The 16,507-nt window shown below is 51.9% G+C and carries 15 protein-coding genes; 10 read left to right on the forward strand and 5 right to left on the reverse strand.

The features are described 5' to 3' along the window. Positions 1-22 precede the first annotated feature (22 nt). Positions 23-868: a deoxyribonuclease IV gene (gene nfo / locus PMPD1_RS14750; protein ID WP_173634766.1), complete on the forward strand. Its 846-nt coding sequence runs from the start codon at positions 23-25 to the stop codon at positions 866-868. A 58-nt stretch (positions 869-926) separates the two neighbouring features. Here the strand turns inward: nfo and fruA are convergent, their stop codons facing one another. The 3 genes from fruA to fruB are packed head-to-tail and all read right to left on the reverse strand — an operon-like array spanning position 927 to position 4,685. After that, positions 927-2,600: a PTS fructose transporter subunit IIBC gene (fruA, locus tag PMPD1_RS14755; protein ID WP_173634767.1), complete on the reverse strand. Its 1,674-nt coding sequence runs from the start codon at positions 2,598-2,600 to the stop codon at positions 927-929. Positions 2,601-2,616: 16 nt separating this feature from the next. After that, a complete protein-coding gene (gene fruK, locus PMPD1_RS14760) occupies positions 2,617-3,555 on the reverse strand; it encodes a 1-phosphofructokinase (RefSeq protein ID WP_173634768.1) in 939 nt (312 codons plus the stop codon). Further along, positions 3,552-4,685 carry a fused PTS fructose transporter subunit IIA/HPr protein gene (fruB, locus tag PMPD1_RS14765; protein WP_173634769.1) on the reverse strand — a complete coding sequence of 378 codons (1,134 nt, stop codon included), beginning with the start codon at positions 4,683-4,685 and terminating at the stop codon, positions 3,552-3,554. Before fruB ends, fruK begins: the two co-directional genes overlap by 4 nt. Before the next feature lie 398 nt (positions 4,686-5,083). Here fruB and PMPD1_RS14770 point away from each other — a divergent pair, with 398 nt between their 5' ends. Beyond that, positions 5,084-6,262 carry a sugar efflux transporter gene (locus PMPD1_RS14770; protein WP_173634770.1) on the forward strand — a complete coding sequence of 393 codons (1,179 nt, stop codon included), beginning with the start codon at positions 5,084-5,086 and terminating at the stop codon, positions 6,260-6,262. A gap of 4 nt (positions 6,263-6,266) precedes the next feature. Here PMPD1_RS14770 and PMPD1_RS14775 read toward each other — a convergent pair whose 3' ends face one another. Continuing rightward, on the reverse strand, positions 6,267-6,521 hold the full coding sequence (locus PMPD1_RS14775; protein WP_173636235.1) for a YkgJ family cysteine cluster protein: 255 nt from the start codon (positions 6,519-6,521) through the stop codon (positions 6,267-6,269). A 189-nt stretch (positions 6,522-6,710) separates the two neighbouring features. On the opposite strand from PMPD1_RS14775, the gene yeiP reads away from it, so the two are divergent. After that, complete coding sequence (gene yeiP / locus PMPD1_RS14780; protein WP_173634771.1) at positions 6,711-7,283, forward strand: elongation factor P-like protein YeiP; 573 nt, start codon at positions 6,711-6,713, stop codon at positions 7,281-7,283. 67 nt (positions 7,284-7,350) lie between these two features. Here the strand turns inward: yeiP and PMPD1_RS14785 are convergent, their stop codons facing one another. Continuing rightward, positions 7,351-7,656 carry a type 1 fimbrial protein gene (locus tag PMPD1_RS14785; protein ID WP_173634772.1) on the reverse strand — a complete coding sequence of 102 codons (306 nt, stop codon included), beginning with the start codon at positions 7,654-7,656 and terminating at the stop codon, positions 7,351-7,353. Positions 7,657-7,762: 106 nt separating this feature from the next. On the opposite strand from PMPD1_RS14785, the gene PMPD1_RS14790 reads away from it, so the two are divergent. The 7 genes from PMPD1_RS14790 (at position 7,763) to PMPD1_RS14820 (ending at position 16,507) form a co-directional block, all read left to right on the forward strand. Next, positions 7,763-8,749: a CobW family GTP-binding protein gene (locus tag PMPD1_RS14790; RefSeq protein ID WP_173636236.1), complete on the forward strand. Its 987-nt coding sequence runs from the start codon at positions 7,763-7,765 to the stop codon at positions 8,747-8,749. A 36-nt stretch (positions 8,750-8,785) separates the two neighbouring features. Then, the gene (locus PMPD1_RS14795; protein ID WP_173634773.1) at positions 8,786-9,493 is read left to right on the forward strand and encodes a phosphatase PAP2 family protein; all 708 of its coding nucleotides are present in this window, start codon (positions 8,786-8,788) and stop codon (positions 9,491-9,493) included. 504 nt (positions 9,494-9,997) lie between these two features. Further along, positions 9,998-10,570: a bifunctional murein DD-endopeptidase/murein LD-carboxypeptidase gene (gene mepS, locus PMPD1_RS14800; protein WP_173634774.1), complete on the forward strand. Its 573-nt coding sequence runs from the start codon at positions 9,998-10,000 to the stop codon at positions 10,568-10,570. 375 nt (positions 10,571-10,945) lie between these two features. Next, entirely contained in the window at positions 10,946-12,514 is a 1,569-nt protein-coding gene (locus tag PMPD1_RS14805; protein WP_173634775.1) for a cyclic di-GMP phosphodiesterase, read from the forward strand. Between the two features lie 63 nt (positions 12,515-12,577). Beyond that, entirely contained in the window at positions 12,578-14,386 is a 1,809-nt protein-coding gene (locus PMPD1_RS14810) for an extracellular solute-binding protein (protein ID WP_173634776.1), read from the forward strand. A gap of 10 nt (positions 14,387-14,396) precedes the next feature. Beyond that, positions 14,397-15,485 (forward strand): microcin C ABC transporter permease YejB, encoded by a 1,089-nt coding sequence (locus PMPD1_RS14815; RefSeq protein WP_173634777.1) that lies wholly within the window; start codon positions 14,397-14,399, stop codon positions 15,483-15,485. Next, positions 15,485-16,507 carry a microcin C ABC transporter permease gene (locus PMPD1_RS14820; protein WP_173634778.1) on the forward strand — a complete coding sequence of 341 codons (1,023 nt, stop codon included), beginning with the start codon at positions 15,485-15,487 and terminating at the stop codon, positions 16,505-16,507. The genes PMPD1_RS14815 and PMPD1_RS14820 overlap by 1 nt, the downstream gene beginning before the upstream one ends.

Here is a 16,507-nt window from a genome sequence, read left to right on the forward strand (position 1 = left end):
GAGCCATCATAAGGAGACCGGCATGAAATATATCGGCGCCCACGTTAGCGCATCGGGCGGAGTGGATCAGGCAGTGATTCGCGCCCACGAACTGGAAGCCACGGCGTTTGCGCTGTTTACAAAAAACCAGCGCCAATGGCGCGCCGCGCCGCTAACCGATGACGTGATCGCCGCTTTTCGGGCGGCCTGTGAAAAATATCACTTTACCGATAAACAGATTCTTCCTCACGACAGTTACTTAATTAATCTTGGGCACCCGGTAGCAGATGCGTTGGAAAAATCGCGCGAAGCCTTTATTGATGAAATGACCCGCTGTCAGCAATTAGGCCTGTCATTACTGAACTTCCATCCGGGCAGCCATCTGCAACAAATTGAAGAGCAAAAGTGCCTGCAGCGCATTGCCGATTCGATTAACCTCGCATTAGAAAAAACCGAAGGCGTGACAGCGGTGATTGAAAATACCGCCGGTCAGGGCAGCAATCTCGGCTTTCGTTTTGAACACTTGGCGGCAATTATCGACGGCGTGGAAGATAAATCACGGGTCGGCGTTTGCATTGATACCTGCCATGCCTTTGCCGGCGGATACGATTTACGCACCGAAGAAACCTGTGAGGAAACCTTCGCTGAGTTTGAGCGTGTGGTTGGGTTCAGGTATTTACGCGGCATGCATCTTAACGATGCGAAAAGCGAGTTTAATAGTCGTGTTGACCGTCACCACAGCCTCGGCGAAGGGAACATTGGTAAAACCGCGTTTAGCTGGATGATGAAAGATAGCCGTTTCGATGGTATTCCGCTGATTTTGGAAACCGTTAACCCGGAAATCTGGAAAGATGAGATTGCGTGGCTGAAGTCAGAGCAACAGAGCTAAGCGTGTGGCATTGGCCGGGCAAAGAGAAAAATACCTCCTCTTTGCCCAACCACCAGGGTTACGCTGAAACCGCCTCCGGGCGTTTTAACAGCGCGTAACTCAAGCCCGCTAACAGTGTACCGACCACTATCGCCAGCAGATACCCCAATATCGGGGTGATGGCTCCGGGGATCAACAGCACGAAGAGCCCGCCGTGCGGCGCCATCAGTTTCGCGCCAACCGCCATAGAGATAGCGCCGGTTACCGCGCCGCCAACGATGCAACAAGGCAAGACGCGCATCGGGTCACGCGCGGCAAACGGAATCGCGCCTTCAGAAATAAAGCACAACCCCAGCACCAGCGCGGCCTTGCCCCCTTCTCGCTGACCTTGGTTAAATTTATGACGCGCTACCAGCGTCGCCACACCCATCGCCAGCGGCGGCACCATACCGGCCGCCATAATAGCTGCCATTGGCGCATAGGTTTGTGAACTTAATAACCCGACGCCAAATGCATAGGCAACTTTGTTCACCGGCCCTCCCATATCGGTACACATCATTCCGCCCAAGATCGCCCCGAGCAAAATAGCGTTCGCCGTCCCCATATTTGCCAGCCAGCCGGTCAGGCCAGACATAATTCCGGCAACCGGTTTCCCCACCACATAAATCATCAGCAGGCCGGTAATCAAACTGGCAAACAGCGGGATAATCAAAATTGGCTTTAGCGCATCCATACTGGGCGGCAGTTTCACTTTGGTGCTGATAAGCCGCGCCACATAACCGGCAATGAAACCGGCGATAATTCCACCAAGAAAACCGGCGTTAATACTGGTTGCCAGCATCCCGCCAATCAAGCCCGGCGTTAGCCCCGGACGGTCGGCGATGGAAAAGGCGATGTAACCGGCTAATACCGGTACCATCAAGGCAAAAGCGCTGTCGCCGCCAATGTGCATCAACGCGGCGGCTAGCGTTCCTTGTTGTTTAAACGCGGTGATACCAAAAGCGAACGACAGTGCGATACACAAACCGCCCGCCACCACCATCGGTAACATATAGGAGACGCCGGTCAGCAAATGGCGATAGGCACCCGCGCCCTCTTTTTTCTGCCCATCGTTTTGCTGAGTTTGGCCTTCCGGCTGGTAAGGCCTGGCCTCCGTCAGCGCTTTATCCAACTCCTGGGCAGTCTTTTTCAGCGCCAAACCGGTCGAGGTGCGATACATCGGCTTACCGGCGAATTTCGACAAATCGACTTCAATATCGGCCGCCACCAGCACCACATCCGCCGCCGCGATCTCTTCAGCGGTAATGGCGTTGCCCGCGCCAACCGAGCCGCGGGTTTCTACTTTCACCCACCAGCCGCGCTTCGTCGCTTCTGCCTGAATGGCTTCCGCCGCCATAAAGGTATGGGCTACGCCGGTCGGACACGCGGTTACCGCCACGATACGCTTGGTTGCCGACGCGGCTTCTGCCACAACAGGTGTATCGCTCTGCCACAGTTGCGCTTCGGTTTGCGATTGGGCAATAAAGACATCGGGCTGACGTAGAGTTTCAGCCACCTCTGCTTGCCAAACGCGCTTGCCGTTCAACGCCGCATCATGGGGAACGGAGTCGCCCACCACCGCAACGCATTCCGCTTCTGCCGGATTGTCAGTCAGCGTAATACCCGCTTTATGTGCCGCAGCGGTAACCCGTTGTCTGACCATATAGCCGGAGGCAAGCCCCAGCGAAGAATCAATCATCAGCAGCGTTTTCATTATGCCTCTCCTGCTGTTAGTTAAAGGGGGTAAGCTCGACGCGCGCCATCATGGCGGCTAACTGGGTACGGTCAGTAATGCCAACATTACTTTGGCTGACCGCCATGGCGGCGACGGCGGTCGCTAAACGCAACGTATGTTCACTGGACTCACGCATCAGCAAGCCATAAATCAGGCCGCCAACCATCGAATCGCCAGCACCAACCGTACTCACTACCTCACACTTCGGCGGTTTCGCAATCCATTCACCGGAAGCGTTGACCCACAGCGCGCCTTCCGCACCGAGAGAAATCACTACGTGTGCAATACCCTGTTCACGCAGCGCGTGCGCCGCATTAATCACATCCTGTAAGGTAGGGAGTTTGCGCCCTGCCCAAATCTCTAATTCGCGACGATTCGGTTTTACCAGCCACGGCGCCGCTTTCAGCCCGGCCACCAGCGCTTCGCGACTACTGTCGAAAATAATGCATGGACAATGTGAACGGAGATCGGTCATCCAGCGGGTAAACGCATCTGGCGCGACGCCTGCCGGTAAACTACCGCTGACGCAAACCATATCAAACTGACCGAGCCAACTTAGCGAATCCGTCGTGAAGCGTTCCCAATCTTGTGGCCCGACTTCAAAACCCGAGAAATTAAGGTCGGTGACCTCGCCTGCTTTTTCCGTCAGTTTTACGTTGATGCGTGTCCGCCCCGCGACTACCTGAAAGCGGTTGGCAATACCCAGTTCGCTGAACAGGTGCTGAAAGCCTTCCTGATTCTCTTTGCCAAGAAAGCCGCCGACCGTGACATCAATGCCCAGATCCTTGAGAACTTTGGCGACATTAATGCCTTTTCCCGCCGCGTGCAGGCCAGTGGTTTTCACCAGATTGACTTCTCCACGCTCAATTTCCGCGCAGTACCCCACCAAGTCATAGGCTGGGTTAAGCGTAATAGTGGCTACACGCCTGCTCATGCCGCCCCCTCGCCCAGACCGGCCGCTATCGCTTCACCGATAGCATCCAGTGCCTGTTGTGCGTCTTCACCACTGGCGGTAAAGCGCAGCCGGTGTCCCTTTTTCACGCCTAATGCGACCACTTTCATTAAACTACGTCCATTTGCCGGCTTACCGCTGCCATCAAGATTGGTAACGGTAATCTCACTGTTAAATTGCTTAATAATATTCACCAACGCGGTACCCGGACGGGCATGCAAGCCATGCTCATTACGCACGGTAAACTCGGCGCTCAGCAGGTTATCTTGCTGTGCAGCCGCCGCGCCGGTGAGCAGCGCTAACACCCCTGCCGCATCCGCCTTCAGCAACCGTTCAGCTTGCTGTTGCGTCAGCAAATCGCTGAGATGATTCAGTACCGCCAGCGGTTGATCATCAATCACCGCCACGGTAATTAATAACGCCGCCGGTTCGCCGTCATGTTCAAACGGCTGCGTGGCGCGGCTGACTGCCACCGCGCTGGCGAGGTTGCCATCGGTACTGTCATTAAGCCAAATACCCTGCCCCAAATGCAGCGGTTTACCGGAAATGACATGGCTAACAAAGTGCGTATCTACCGCGCCAGCCTGTTGTAAACGTCCGGCATTCAGCGCCTGTAACGTCAGTAAGTCGGTTGCCGCAACGTCTAGCGCAATCAGGGATGCGTCAAATTTCAACTGTGTGCTTTGCGTTTGGCCGGTCAAAATGTCGCGCACGGTTTCTGCTGACGCGCGCTTTAATTGTTCTGCCGCTTCCTCATCGCTTAGCACATGAGTTAACTGGCGCAACAGGGCCAAGTGCTCGTCCGAGCGCGCGGCAATCCCAATCACGATCCAGGCGGTTTGCCCCTCGCCCCAACTCACGCCAGCAGGAAACTGAAATACCTGCACGCCCGTTTTTAGCACCAAGTCACGCGTCTCGGTGGTGCCGTGCGGAATCGCGATGCCATTGCCTAAATAGGTGGACGTCTGTGTTTCGCGGGCCAGCATGCCATCAATATAAGCCTCTCCGACATTACCGGCGGCAGCCAACGCCGCGGCAACCTGGCGGATAGCCTCTTCTTTCGTGGCGGCAACGGCGCCGGTATGAATTGCGTTCAGTTCAAGCTGGAACATAGTTCTCCTCTCCTGCTGAATATTGAATCGTTTCAGCTTTAAATTCGAAAAATGGCGTACTGATTTTCTCACTACACCGCCGTTACCGCTGAAACGTTTCAATTACTGTGTAATAGTGAGGACTTGCTAAGCAAGTTATAAGCGACCTGGCGTAACAGATTTTTGATCCGCCGCACATTTCGGCAGTTATCCGCCCTATGCGTAACACCCATAGCGGAAGCAAGCTGACGCCTACCAATAAAACAAGGCAAACGTCAGCAAAGTTTCAGCCAACCAAGATTTTGCGCAAAAAATGCGAAAAGCGGATTAACAAATACAATTCATTTGAAACGGCTTTTTTAAAAAACCGGTCGAGCGTAGAATCCGCGCGTCCCGTTTATTTAACTGAATATCTCCCCATGCAAACTCCTGGTGTGGCTACCCGCCGCCTGCCCGATTTTCGTTCTGCGGCATTCTTGATTGTCGCCTTTCTTACCGGCATCGCTGGCGCGCTTCAAACCCCAACGCTTAGCCTGTTCTTATCAACCGAAGTCCATGCGCGTCCTTTTATGGTTGGGCTATTTTTTACCGGCAGCGCAGTGATCGGTATCATCGTGAGCCAACTGCTGGCGGCCCGCTCAGACCGTAAAGGCGATCGCAAATCACTGATCTTCATCTGCTGCCTGTTGGGCGCGTTAGCCTGTATTTTGTTTGCGTGGAATCGTAACTATTTTGTCCTGCTGTTTGTCGGCGTACTGCTCTCAAGCTTTGGCTCTACCGCTAACCCACAAATGTTCGCCCTCGCGCGCGAACACGCCGACCGTACCGGGCGCGAAGCGGTGATGTTCAGCTCCATCATGCGGGCGCAGGTTTCTCTGGCCTGGGTTGTCGGGCCACCAATTGCCTTTGCGTTGGCGTTGGGCTATGGCTTTCCGGTGATGTATGCCAGCGCGGCGGTGGCGTTTGTGGTCTGTGCGGTGATTGTCAAATATTTGCTGCCATCAATGCAAAAGGTCGAGGTGAAAACCACCGACACGTTACAAGCGCCAGCACGCAACCGCCGCGACACCTTGCTGCTATTCGTCGCCTGCACCTTGATGTGGGCCTGCAACAGCATCTACCTGATCAATATGCCGCTGTATGTGGTTCACGAACTAAACCTACCGGAAACCCTGGCGGGTGAATTGATGGGGATAGCCGCTGGCTTAGAAATTCCGGTGATGTTACTGGCCGGTTACCTGGCGAAGCGCATCGGCAAGCGGAGTATGATGCGCTTTTCTACCTTTGCCGGGCTGCTGTTCTATGGCGCGCTGCTGTTTATCCATGACGCCGTTCCATTGATGCTGCTGCAACTGTTGAATGCAATTTTTATCGGTATTCTTGCCGGTATTGGCATGATCTACTTTCAGGATTTGATGCCCGGCCAGGCAGGTGCCGCAACCACGTTATTTACCAACTCGACACGCGTAGGATGGATTATTGCCGGCTCGCTGGCAGGCGTAGTCGCCGAAGTCTGGAACTATCATGCGGTGTTTTATTTTACCCTGCTGATGATAGCCGGCACGCTCTACTGCATGTGGCGTATTAAAGAAGCCTGATGACTCAGGGCGCGGTATCCGCCTCAAGCTGAAGTAACCACGTCATCGCCTGTTCACGTCGGTTACCGCACATCTCTGCCGAGGGTTGTAAACCGGCGCAGACTGCCGGGCGCAACGGCGAGCCGAAAATCTTGCAGCGCTGGTGTTCATCTAGCTGTATGCAGGGAGTATTGGCCGGTTTACCGGTAGGCATACCGGGGATCGGCGAAGAGATAGAAGGCGCGGTACAGCAGGCGCCGCAGCCAGTACGACACTCCATCATGCCTCCCTTAAGTAACAGAAAGCGCGACAATAGCAGGCCGCTGGTTTGAAATCTATGTTTTACCCTGCGTTTAGTTGCGCGATATTGCGCAATTTGCATTTTCTTACCGCGCTTTATCTTGCCTGAATGCCCCGGCGCGAGTACCTTGTCGCGATAAATTTCAATCACGGTTTAGTGAGAAACACCATGCCAAGAGCAAATGAGATTAAACGCGGAATGGCCGTCACCTGGAACGGCAAATTATTGTTGGTGAAAGATATTGATGTACAGAGTCCGAGCGCGCGCGGTGCCTCCACGCTGTATAAAATGCGCTTTACCGATATCCGCACCGGCTTAAAAGTTGAAGAGCGTTTTAAAGGCGACGACATTCTGGATGCTATTTCACTCAGCCGCCGTACCGTTACCTTCTCTTATGTTGATGGTGACGAATATGTCTTTATGGATGATGAAGACTATACGCCTTACAACTTTAAAAAAGACCAGATTGAGGAAGAGCTGTTATTTATTCCTGAAGGCGGTATTCCGGGTATACAGGTGTTAACCATGGATGGACAAGTGCTGGCGCTGGAGCTACCGCAAACGGTTGATATGGAGATTGTTGATACCTCTCCCGGCATCAAAGGCGCTTCGGCCAGCGCCCGTACTAAACCGGCGGCCATGAGCACCGGGCTGGTCATTCAGGTACCCGAATATCTGAGTAATGGCGATAAAATCCGCATCCATATTCCTGAGCGTCGTTATATGGGGCGCGCGGACTGATTGCGTTTAGCGGTTGCGAGACGGGGATTGTTATATTATAACAATCCCCGTTTTGTTAGCGGCGAGGTTATCGATACTCGACCGTCAATACCCCCAGTTGGTGCTGCTTATCGAGCCATTGCAGGCGAGTTGTTCCCGCATTGTTCGGTAGCGTATAGGCGGTTAATAATAAGGGTTGGATTTCGCTTGATTGTCGTTGCCAGCGCCCGTTGTGAAAGCAGGCGGTTTGCACAGCGCCCTGTTTAACATTGATGTTGCATCCCTCTTCTACTATCGCGCCGGTAAAACGTATCGTTCCACCCGTAGCGGATGCGCTTTCCGTCCCGGAAAACAAGCACAGCAGTGGAATCAAAGCATTGAGGTATTTCATCATTGCGGCACCCTATTGGTATGCGACCTTATTGTTTATAGCTTCGAACACTACTATCGACACGTTTTGGCACGATCTTTAGCACCCCCAGCCACAGAAAGAGGCAATGATGACCAAAGTCAATTTAATAACCGGTTTCCTCGGTAGCGGTAAAACCACCACATTGCGACATCTGTTAGCGCATAAGCCAGCGGATGAAAAGTGGGCCGTGTTGGTGAATGAGTTTGGCGAAATCGGCATTGATGGCGCGCTACTGGCCGACAGCGGCGCGGTACTGAAAGAGATTCCGGGCGGTTGTATGTGCTGCGTCAACGGCCTGCCAATGCAGGTAGGGCTGAATATGCTACTAAAACAAGCCAAGCCAGACCGTTTACTGATTGAACCGACCGGCCTCGGCCACCCGAAACAGATCCTCGATATGCTCGGCGCGGCGGTTTATCAGCCCTGGTTAACCCTGCACGCTTCCCTCACGCTGCTCGATCCACGCCAATTGCGGGATGAACGCGTGGTACAGAATGAAAATTTTCGCGATCAGCTGGCGGCGGCGGATATTATTGTCGCCAATAAGCAGGACCGTCAGGAACCGGCGGATCGTGACCTTTTGCAGCACTGGCAAGCGGCTAACCTGAAAGGGCGGCGCTTAGTTGAAGCCGAGTTTGGGAAAATCGATCCCGCGTTGTTGGATGAACCACGCCTCAATCAACGCGTGCTGCCCGATGCCGCTGAGCATCATGCTCATAGTCATCCGCCTTCGGCGCTTTCAGCGTTGCGGTTGGATAATAATACGCGCTGGCGGCGTGCGCTAAACCAAGGTCAGGGCTATTATGCATGTGGCTGGGTTTTTGATGCGGACACGGTTTTTGACACCATTGGCCTACTCGAATGGGCGCGTCTGGCGCCAGTGAGCCGGGTAAAAGGGGTAATGCGCATTCCTGAAGGGTTAATCAGCATTAATCGCCAGGGTGCCGATCTGCAAATTGAAACGCGCCAATCCACACCGCCGGACAGTCGCATTGAACTGATCGATGAGCAGGCCGCTGAGTGGAATACTTTGCAAAGCGCCTTGTTGAAGCTTCGTTTAGAAAACAAGGCATAATCTACGCCGTTATTTTGCTTTCTTACACGAGCCCTTATGAACGCTAAACGTTTAGCAACCATCTTGCTGTTGAATATTTTGGGGATTGCGCTGTTTTTATCCTGGTATTTGCCGGTCAATCATGGTTTTTGGTTCTCCGTCGATAAATCGATCTTCTTTTGGTTCAATGACCGTATGGTCGACCATCATGGGTTCGCTTTACTGGTTGCCATCACCAACTATCGTGGCTTTGATGTCGTCTCATTGATTGCAATGGGGTTGTTATACCTCTGGTACTGGCGGCGAGAAACGCCACAAGGGCGTCGGCGCATGCTGGCTATTGGTATCACGATGTTGCTTACCGCGGTAGTGCTTAATCAATTGGGCCACCTGATACCGGTAAAACACGCCAGCCCAACCCTGTTTTTTGAACATGCCCATCGCGTAGGCGAGCTAACCGGCATTCCAACCAAAGACGCGTCCAGCGATAGTTTTCCTGGCGACCACGGTATGATGCTGATTATTTTTACCTGCTTTATGCTGCGCTACTTTAGTAAGAGCGCGTTTGCCGTGGGCGTGTTGATTGTACTGGTCTTCGCCCTGCCCCGCGTTATGGCTGGCGCGCACTGGTTTACCGACATTGCCGTTGGTTCACTCTCGGTGGTGTTGGTAGGGCTAAGTTGGTGGCTGTTAACGCCGGCCAGCGATGCGCTGGTGAATTGGTTCTACCGTTCTCTGCCGGGTAAATATAAACCTGCGGCATAATATAGGTAGGCTGTCCGAAATTATTTCGGGCAGCGATTAATTACCCCCACCACTGAATAATTAGCTGGCTAATCATTTGCATTTCAAAAGAAATAACTATGATCGGTAAAACCGGAAAAAAGCTTTTCATTGCTTATTGTCCAGCGGAAATTATCTTAAATTTGCTTTCATACGTTAACTTATCCCATCAATTGCACTTATTTTCTCCTTTACTCACTTTAAAATGACGATAATTTAACCAGATTATTACACGCTTGTTGTACATCAAAAAAACCTATAAAAAAGTGGATAAAACCCCTCGCCACCGGGCTTGTAATCGGGTAACCTCCTCTTCGATTAGATCAATGCGTATCCAATTTTCCCTTTTTTACAATTAAAATGTGCTCCTTAACACATTTTAGTAATTCAGGAATTGTCTTACACAGAGTCCCTAATTAATCTCAGTTGGTTTTGCAACTTTACTAACGGCTTCGTCGTTAAGGACTTCAAGGGATAACAAACATAATGGTCAAGTCTCAACCAATTCTGAGATATATCCTCCGGGCATTGCCCGCTGTCGCGCTGGCGACATTACTCTCAGCATGTAGCACGAATGGTGGACAGAACGCACAAACTGAGACGCATGCAGTTAAGAACCAGAACGGTTTTTTACTTCAAGCTTCTCAGGATGAATTTGAACAGATGGTTCAGAACGTGGATGTTAAATCACGGATCATGGATCAATATGCGGATTGGAAAGGCGTACGTTATCGCCTGGGCGGCACGACAAAGCGCGGTATTGATTGCTCCGCTTTTGTTCAGACCACTTTCCGCGAACAATTTGGGCTTGACCTGCCACGTTCAACGTGGGAGCAGCAAGGTAGCGGTAAAGAAGTTTCCCGCAATAAGCTGCGCCCCGGTGATTTGGTGCTGTTTCGCGCCGGTTCTACCGGTCGCCACGTAGGCATTTATTTGGGAAATGATAACTTTGTTCATGCCTCAACCAGTAGCGGTGTGATGATCTCCAATCTGAATGACTCCTACTGGAAGAATCGCTACCGGGAAGCACGGCGAGTTCTGAGCAAAACGCAGAGTTGATGTTATCCCACTGAAGTCTGCAAAACATGAGAAAAGACGCTGCTACGGCAGCGTTTTTTTTTGCCTGTGTATAAAGCTCCCGGCAAGCCGCTTTTTCTGTGCTTGCTCACGCGGTTTTAATAAAACGTTTTTGAATCAAAAGAATAACGAGACAGCGCGCTTTGGCCGTTATATTCTCCTTTACTTGTCATTCGTCTCTGAATAGCCGCTTATTAAAAATAAAACCCGGCGAAAATGAGGGATAAAAGCAATGCCACTATCCACAAAATCATTCAGGTTGCGTCGAGGCGGCGAAGACGTGAACGCCTGTCAGCTTATGTCGGTGAGCGGGCGGGGTGAAAACGTGCAGCCAACCATGAGGCAGCCTGAAGAATAATGGGTATCTCAACGGCAGTGACACGCCACACGGCCAATCCGCGAAAAATAGCGTGGATTAGTGCAGTGATCGGTTTTATTTGCTCCCTCATCGTTATCACCTTAGCGTTCGGCTTTATTTACCAGAAACGCGCGCAACAGCATGACCAATTGGTGAATGTCACGCGTCAATTTGTCATTAACGCCTTTAACGAACTGACTCACACCCTGCTACCGTTGCTTCCCTTAGTTGGCACTGAATGCCACAATGTTAACAGTGAACTCACCTCACGGGCGGCGTTTGCCAGTAATATCCGGGCGATTTTGCTCGTGCATGACGGCAACGCCTACTGCTCTTCCGCGACCGGGGCTTTTTTACTGTCTACCCATAAAATCTCACCGAAAACAGCGCTGAATAAAATACGCGATCTTACCTTGTTGCCCGGTACGCCAATGTTGCCGCATAAACCCGCGATGGTGTTATGGCTGCGCAAACCCGGCACAGCCAACGATGGCATCATGACCACCCTGAATCTTAATTTTACGCCCTTCCTGTTACTGACATCGCGCCATCAGGAAATGCAGGGAATGGCGCTGGTTTCAGGTAATCAGGCATTAACCACCTGGAATAATCGGGTAATTGATGTGGCAGCCTTACCCGCCCATCCGCTACGCCAATTCAGTATTCCGGGCTACCCGTTAACCCTGCTTTTGTATGGCGAGGCGCTACCGGAACGCGATATACATTTGGTATTACTGGCGGGGTTACTGTTAGCGATGTTGATTGGCAGTAGCTGCTTTGTCTGGCTGACACGCCGTGTTCGCCCCGGTAAAGAAATTCTGTTGGGGATAAAACGTGGGGAGTTCTATGTCGAATATCAGCCGCTTATCGAGGCCTCGACCGGTCACGCTTGCGCACTAGAAGCCTTGCTGCGCTGGACACACCCGAGCGAAGGGCCAATTCCTCCAGATGCCTTTATCAGTTACGCCGAAGGGCAAAACCTAATCATTCCCCTCACTCGCCATCTGTTTGATTTGGTTGCGCGCGATGCCAAAAAATTAAAATATGCGCTGCCGGCAGGAATGCATATCGGCCTCAACCTGTCGCCGAGCCATCTCGCCTCCCCTGACTTTCAGCGCGATGTTATGGCGTGGATTGATGCCATGCCTGCCGACCATTTCAACTATGTTTTTGAAATTACGGAACGTACTATGGTGTCGGAAAAGAACGCCGGTGAAATTTTCGCCTGGTTGCATCAAAAGGGCATTCAGATCGCCATTGATGATTTTGGTACGGGGCATAGTGCGCTGATTTATCTTGAAAAATTCAAATTCGATTATTTAAAAATCGATCGTGGCTTTGTGCAAAGTATCGGCATGGAAACCGTGACCTCCCCGGTCTTGGATGCAGTATTGAATTTAGCAAAGAAACTAAATCTCCAGACCGTTGCCGAAGGGGTGGAAACTGGCGAACAGGCTGCCTGGTTGGTTAACCGTGGCGTCACGTATCTACAAGGTTACTTATTCAGTTATCCGTTAAACGCCCAGCGACTGATTCGCTGGTTTCGGCAGCAAGAACGTTTACCCTGAGGCGCGCGGCAGGGATAATAGACCGCCACGATTCATTCTATTTTCATGGAGCCTTTTGACACGATGTTACCGCGCCTGATGGTCTTTTGGTTATTAAGCCTTATTTCGCTCACGGGACAGGCGGACACCATTCATGAAAGCTATTCCTTCGCCAAACTCGGCGAACCGAAATATGCCGCCGGTTTTACCCATTATGACTATGTAAACCCGGCTGCGCCCAAAGGCGGCCAGATGACGCTGGCAGCGATTGGGACCTACGATAATTTCAACCGCTTTGCTTCACGCGGCAACCCTGGCGCCGGTACCGATACGCTGTACGATAGTTTATTTACCACCTCGGATGATGAACCTGGTAGCTATTACCCGCTGATCGCTGAATCTGCGCGCTATCCGGATAATTTCCAATGGGCGGAGATCCGCATTAATCCGCGCGCCCGTTTTCAAGACGGGTCGCCGATCACCGCCAATGACGTTGCCTTTACTTTCCAGAAATTTATGACAGAGGGCGTCCCGCAATTTCGGGTGATTTATAAAGGCGTTACTATCAAAGCTATCTCACGCCTAACCGTGCGGATTGAGCTTGCGAAACCCGATCGGGAAATGATGCTTGGCCTGTTCAGCCTGCCGATTTTGGCGGAAAAGTTTTGGCAACATCATAAATTTAACGAACCGCTGGGATTTCCGCCCCTCTCCAGCGGCCCTTATCGCATTACTTCGTATAAAATGGGCCAGTACATTACCTACTCACGCGTGAAAAATTACTGGGCGGCTAATCTGCCGGTTAATAAAGGCCGCTTTAATTTCGATACCCTGCGTTACGACTATTATCTGGACGATAATGTTGCCTTTGAAGCCTTCAAAGCAGGCGCCTATGACTTACGTCCGGAAGGTTCGGCCAGAAAATGGGCCACGCAGTATCACGGTAACAACTTCTCGCATCACTACATCGTCAAAGCGGCACGCGCCAATACCGTCGCTACCGATACGCGCTGGCTGGCGATGAATAACGAAAAAGCGCGCTTTGCCGACCGCCGTGTACGCGAGGCGTTGACGCTGGCGTTTGATTTTAACTGGATGAATAAGGCGCTGTTTTATCATGCGTACAAACGGACCAGCAGCTATTTTCAAAATACCGAATACGCGGCACAGGGTTATCCTGACGCGCAGCAGTTGGAAATAGTCGCCCCGTATAAAGGCCGTATTCCGGATGAGGTATTTAGCGGGCAATTCCAGCCGCCCTCCTCCGATGCAAGCGGTTATGATCGCGCTAACTTGCTAAAAGCGCTGGCGCTATTGAAACAAGCGGGTTGGCAATTAAAAAATCAACGGCTGGTTAATGACCAAACCGGCAAGCCTTTCACCATTGAGCTACTACTGCGTAGCGGTGAAAATATTGAGTGGGTATTGCCGTTTAAACATAACCTTTCCCGCCTCGGGATCACGCTCGATCTGCGTCAGGTTGATAGTTCACAATACCTGCGTCGCCTGCGTAAAGGCGATTATGACATGATCCCTTCCACCTATTACGCCTCGCCTTCGCCGGGCCAATCGCTGCAAATTATGTGGGATTCGCGCTATATCGAATCAAGCTGGAACCAGGCACGCGTTAAAAATCCGGTGGTCGATGATCTCATCGCACGTATCATGCAGCATCAGGGCGATGAGAAAGCGCTGGTGCCGCTGGGCCGCGCGCTCGATCGGGTTTTATTATGGAACTATTACATGATCCCAATGTGGTATAACGCGGAAGATCGTTTTGCTTACTGGAATAAATTCTCGATGCCATCAGTGGCGCCGGCCTATTCTCTCGGCAGTGATAACTGGTGGTACGATGTTAACAAAGCCGCACAGCTACCGGCCCAGCGTCGTTAAGGGGTAGAACTTGGGCGCCTATATTCTTCGTCGACTCTTACTGGTGATCCCCACGCTATGGGCGATTATTACCATTAACTTTTTTATTGTACAAATTGCGCCTGGCGGGCCGGTCGATCAAGCCATCGCCAATATTCAGTTCGGGCAAACCAGCGGCCTGCCCGCAGAGGGCGGCGGCGGCCAAAGCCGCGCGGCATTGAAAGCGAATAATCCCGGTGATAGCCAGTACCGCGGCTCGCGCGGGCTTGATCCGGAGGTGATTGCGGAAATTACCAAACGCTACGGTTTCGATAAGCCATTGCATGAGCGCTATTTCACCTTACTGTGGAATTATCTGCGGTTCGATTTTGGCGATAGTCTGTTTCGCAGCGCCTCGGTAATTGAACTGATTAAGTCCAGCCTGCCGGTTTCGATTACCCTCGGCTTATGGAGCACGCTAATCATTTATCTGGTTTCTATTCCATTGGGCATCAAAAAGGCGGTGCGCAATGGCAGTGCCTTCGACATTTGGAGTAGTACCTTAATCATCATCGGTTATGCGATTCCGGCGTTTCTGTTCGGCATTATGTTGATCGTGTTGTTCGCCGGCGGCAGCTATTTGGATTGGTTCCCGCTACGCGGCTTAACCTCGCCGCAATTCGATACGTTGCCGTGGTATGGCAAAGTCACCGATTATCTGTGGCATATCGCGTTGCCAGTATTGGCAACCGTGATTGGCGGTTTCGCAACGTTGACCATGCTGACCAAAAATTCGTTTATGGATGAGATCCGCAAACAATATGTGGTAACCGCGCGCGCCAAAGGATTAGATGAGCAAAAAATTCTTTACCGCCACGTTTTTCGTAATGCCATGCTGCTGGTAATCGCTGGTTTTCCCGCCACCTTTATCAGCATGTTTTTTACCGGTTCGCTACTGATTGAGGTGATGTTCTCACTTAACGGGCTCGGCCTGTTGGGCTATGACGCAACGATTCAGCGTGATTATCCGGTGATGTTCGGTACCTTGTATATTTTCACCCTGATCGGCCTGCTGCTTAATATTCTTAGCGACGTGACCTATACCCTGGTCGATCCACGCATTGATTTTGAGGGACGCTAATGACATTAAGTCCAATTAATCAGGCGCGCTGGCAGCGTTTTAAACACAATCGCCGTGGCTATTGGTCGCTATGGATTTTCCTGATTCTGTTTCTGTTTTCGCTGTTCGCCGAGTTACTGGCGAATGACAAACCGCTGGTCGTGCATTATCAGAATCGTTGGTATGCGCCGCTGATTTTTACCTACACCGAAAGTGATTTTGGCGGCCCATTCGCCACGCCTGCCGACTATCAGGATCCGTGGCTGAAAACGCGAATTAGCCAGCAAGGATGGGCGCTGTGGGCACCGATCCGCTTTAGTGATAACACCATAAATTACGCGACCACTACGCCGTTTCCCTCGCCGCCCTCGCGGCAAAACTGGTTGGGTACCGATGCCAACGGCGGCGATGTGCTCGCACGTATTCTTTACGGCGCGCGCATCTCGCTGCTGTTCGGACTGATGCTCACCATTCTTTCCAGCGCAATCGGCATTGTGGTGGGCGCTACCCAAGGCTATTTTGGCGGTAAGATCGATTTATGGGGACAACGTTTTATTGAAGTGTGGTCAGGTATGCCAACGTTGTTCTTAATTATTCTGCTCTCCAGCGTAGTCCAGCCCGGCTTCTGGTGGCTACTGGCGATTACCGTCATCTTTGGCTGGATGAGCCTGGTTGGCGTGGTACGCGCAGAGTTTTTGCGTACGCGCAATTTTGACTATATCCGCGCGGCGTTGGCGCTAGGGGTTAGCGATCGGCGAATTATGCTGCGCCATATGCTACCGAACGCAATGGTGGCAACCTTAACCTATCTGCCGTTTATTCTTTGCGGTTCGATCACTACCCTCACCTCGCTTGATTTTCTCGGCTTTGGTTTGCCGCTGGGTTCGCCTTCGCTTGGCGAGTTGTTGTTACAGGGAAAAAATAATTTACAGGCGCCTTGGTTGGGGCTTGCCGGGTTTTTCTCACTGGCGATCTTATTGTCGCTGCTGATTTTTATTGGCGAAGCGGTTCGTGACGCCTTCGATCCGTCCAAGGTGCATTGA

The sequence above is a fragment of the Paramixta manurensis genome, from assembly GCF_013285385.1.
Lineage (GTDB): Bacteria > Pseudomonadota > Gammaproteobacteria > Enterobacterales > Enterobacteriaceae > Paramixta > Paramixta manurensis.

Coding starts and splice junctions, on each gene's coding strand:
- fruK (WP_173634768.1), bottom strand. CDS start 3,555: ATGAGCAGGCGTGTAGCCACTATTACGCTTAACCCAGCCTATGACTTG.
- PMPD1_RS14770 (WP_173634770.1), top strand. CDS start 5,084: ATGCAAACTCCTGGTGTGGCTACCCGCCGCCTGCCCGATTTTCGTTCT.
- fruA (WP_173634767.1), bottom strand. CDS start 2,600: ATGAAAACGCTGCTGATGATTGATTCTTCGCTGGGGCTTGCCTCCGGC.
- nfo (WP_173634766.1), top strand. CDS start 23: ATGAAATATATCGGCGCCCACGTTAGCGCATCGGGCGGAGTGGATCAG.
- PMPD1_RS14810 (WP_173634776.1), top strand. CDS start 12,578: ATGTTACCGCGCCTGATGGTCTTTTGGTTATTAAGCCTTATTTCGCTC.
- yeiP (WP_173634771.1), top strand. CDS start 6,711: ATGCCAAGAGCAAATGAGATTAAACGCGGAATGGCCGTCACCTGGAAC.
- PMPD1_RS14790 (WP_173636236.1), top strand. CDS start 7,763: ATGACCAAAGTCAATTTAATAACCGGTTTCCTCGGTAGCGGTAAAACC.
- PMPD1_RS14785 (WP_173634772.1), bottom strand. CDS start 7,656: ATGATGAAATACCTCAATGCTTTGATTCCACTGCTGTGCTTGTTTTCC.
- mepS (WP_173634774.1), top strand. CDS start 9,998: ATGGTCAAGTCTCAACCAATTCTGAGATATATCCTCCGGGCATTGCCC.
- fruB (WP_173634769.1), bottom strand. CDS start 4,685: ATGTTCCAGCTTGAACTGAACGCAATTCATACCGGCGCCGTTGCCGCC.
- PMPD1_RS14795 (WP_173634773.1), top strand. CDS start 8,786: ATGAACGCTAAACGTTTAGCAACCATCTTGCTGTTGAATATTTTGGGG.
- PMPD1_RS14820 (WP_173634778.1), top strand. CDS start 15,485: ATGACATTAAGTCCAATTAATCAGGCGCGCTGGCAGCGTTTTAAACAC.
- PMPD1_RS14805 (WP_173634775.1), top strand. CDS start 10,946: ATGGGTATCTCAACGGCAGTGACACGCCACACGGCCAATCCGCGAAAA.
- PMPD1_RS14775 (WP_173636235.1), bottom strand. CDS start 6,521: ATGGAGTGTCGTACTGGCTGCGGCGCCTGCTGTACCGCGCCTTCTATC.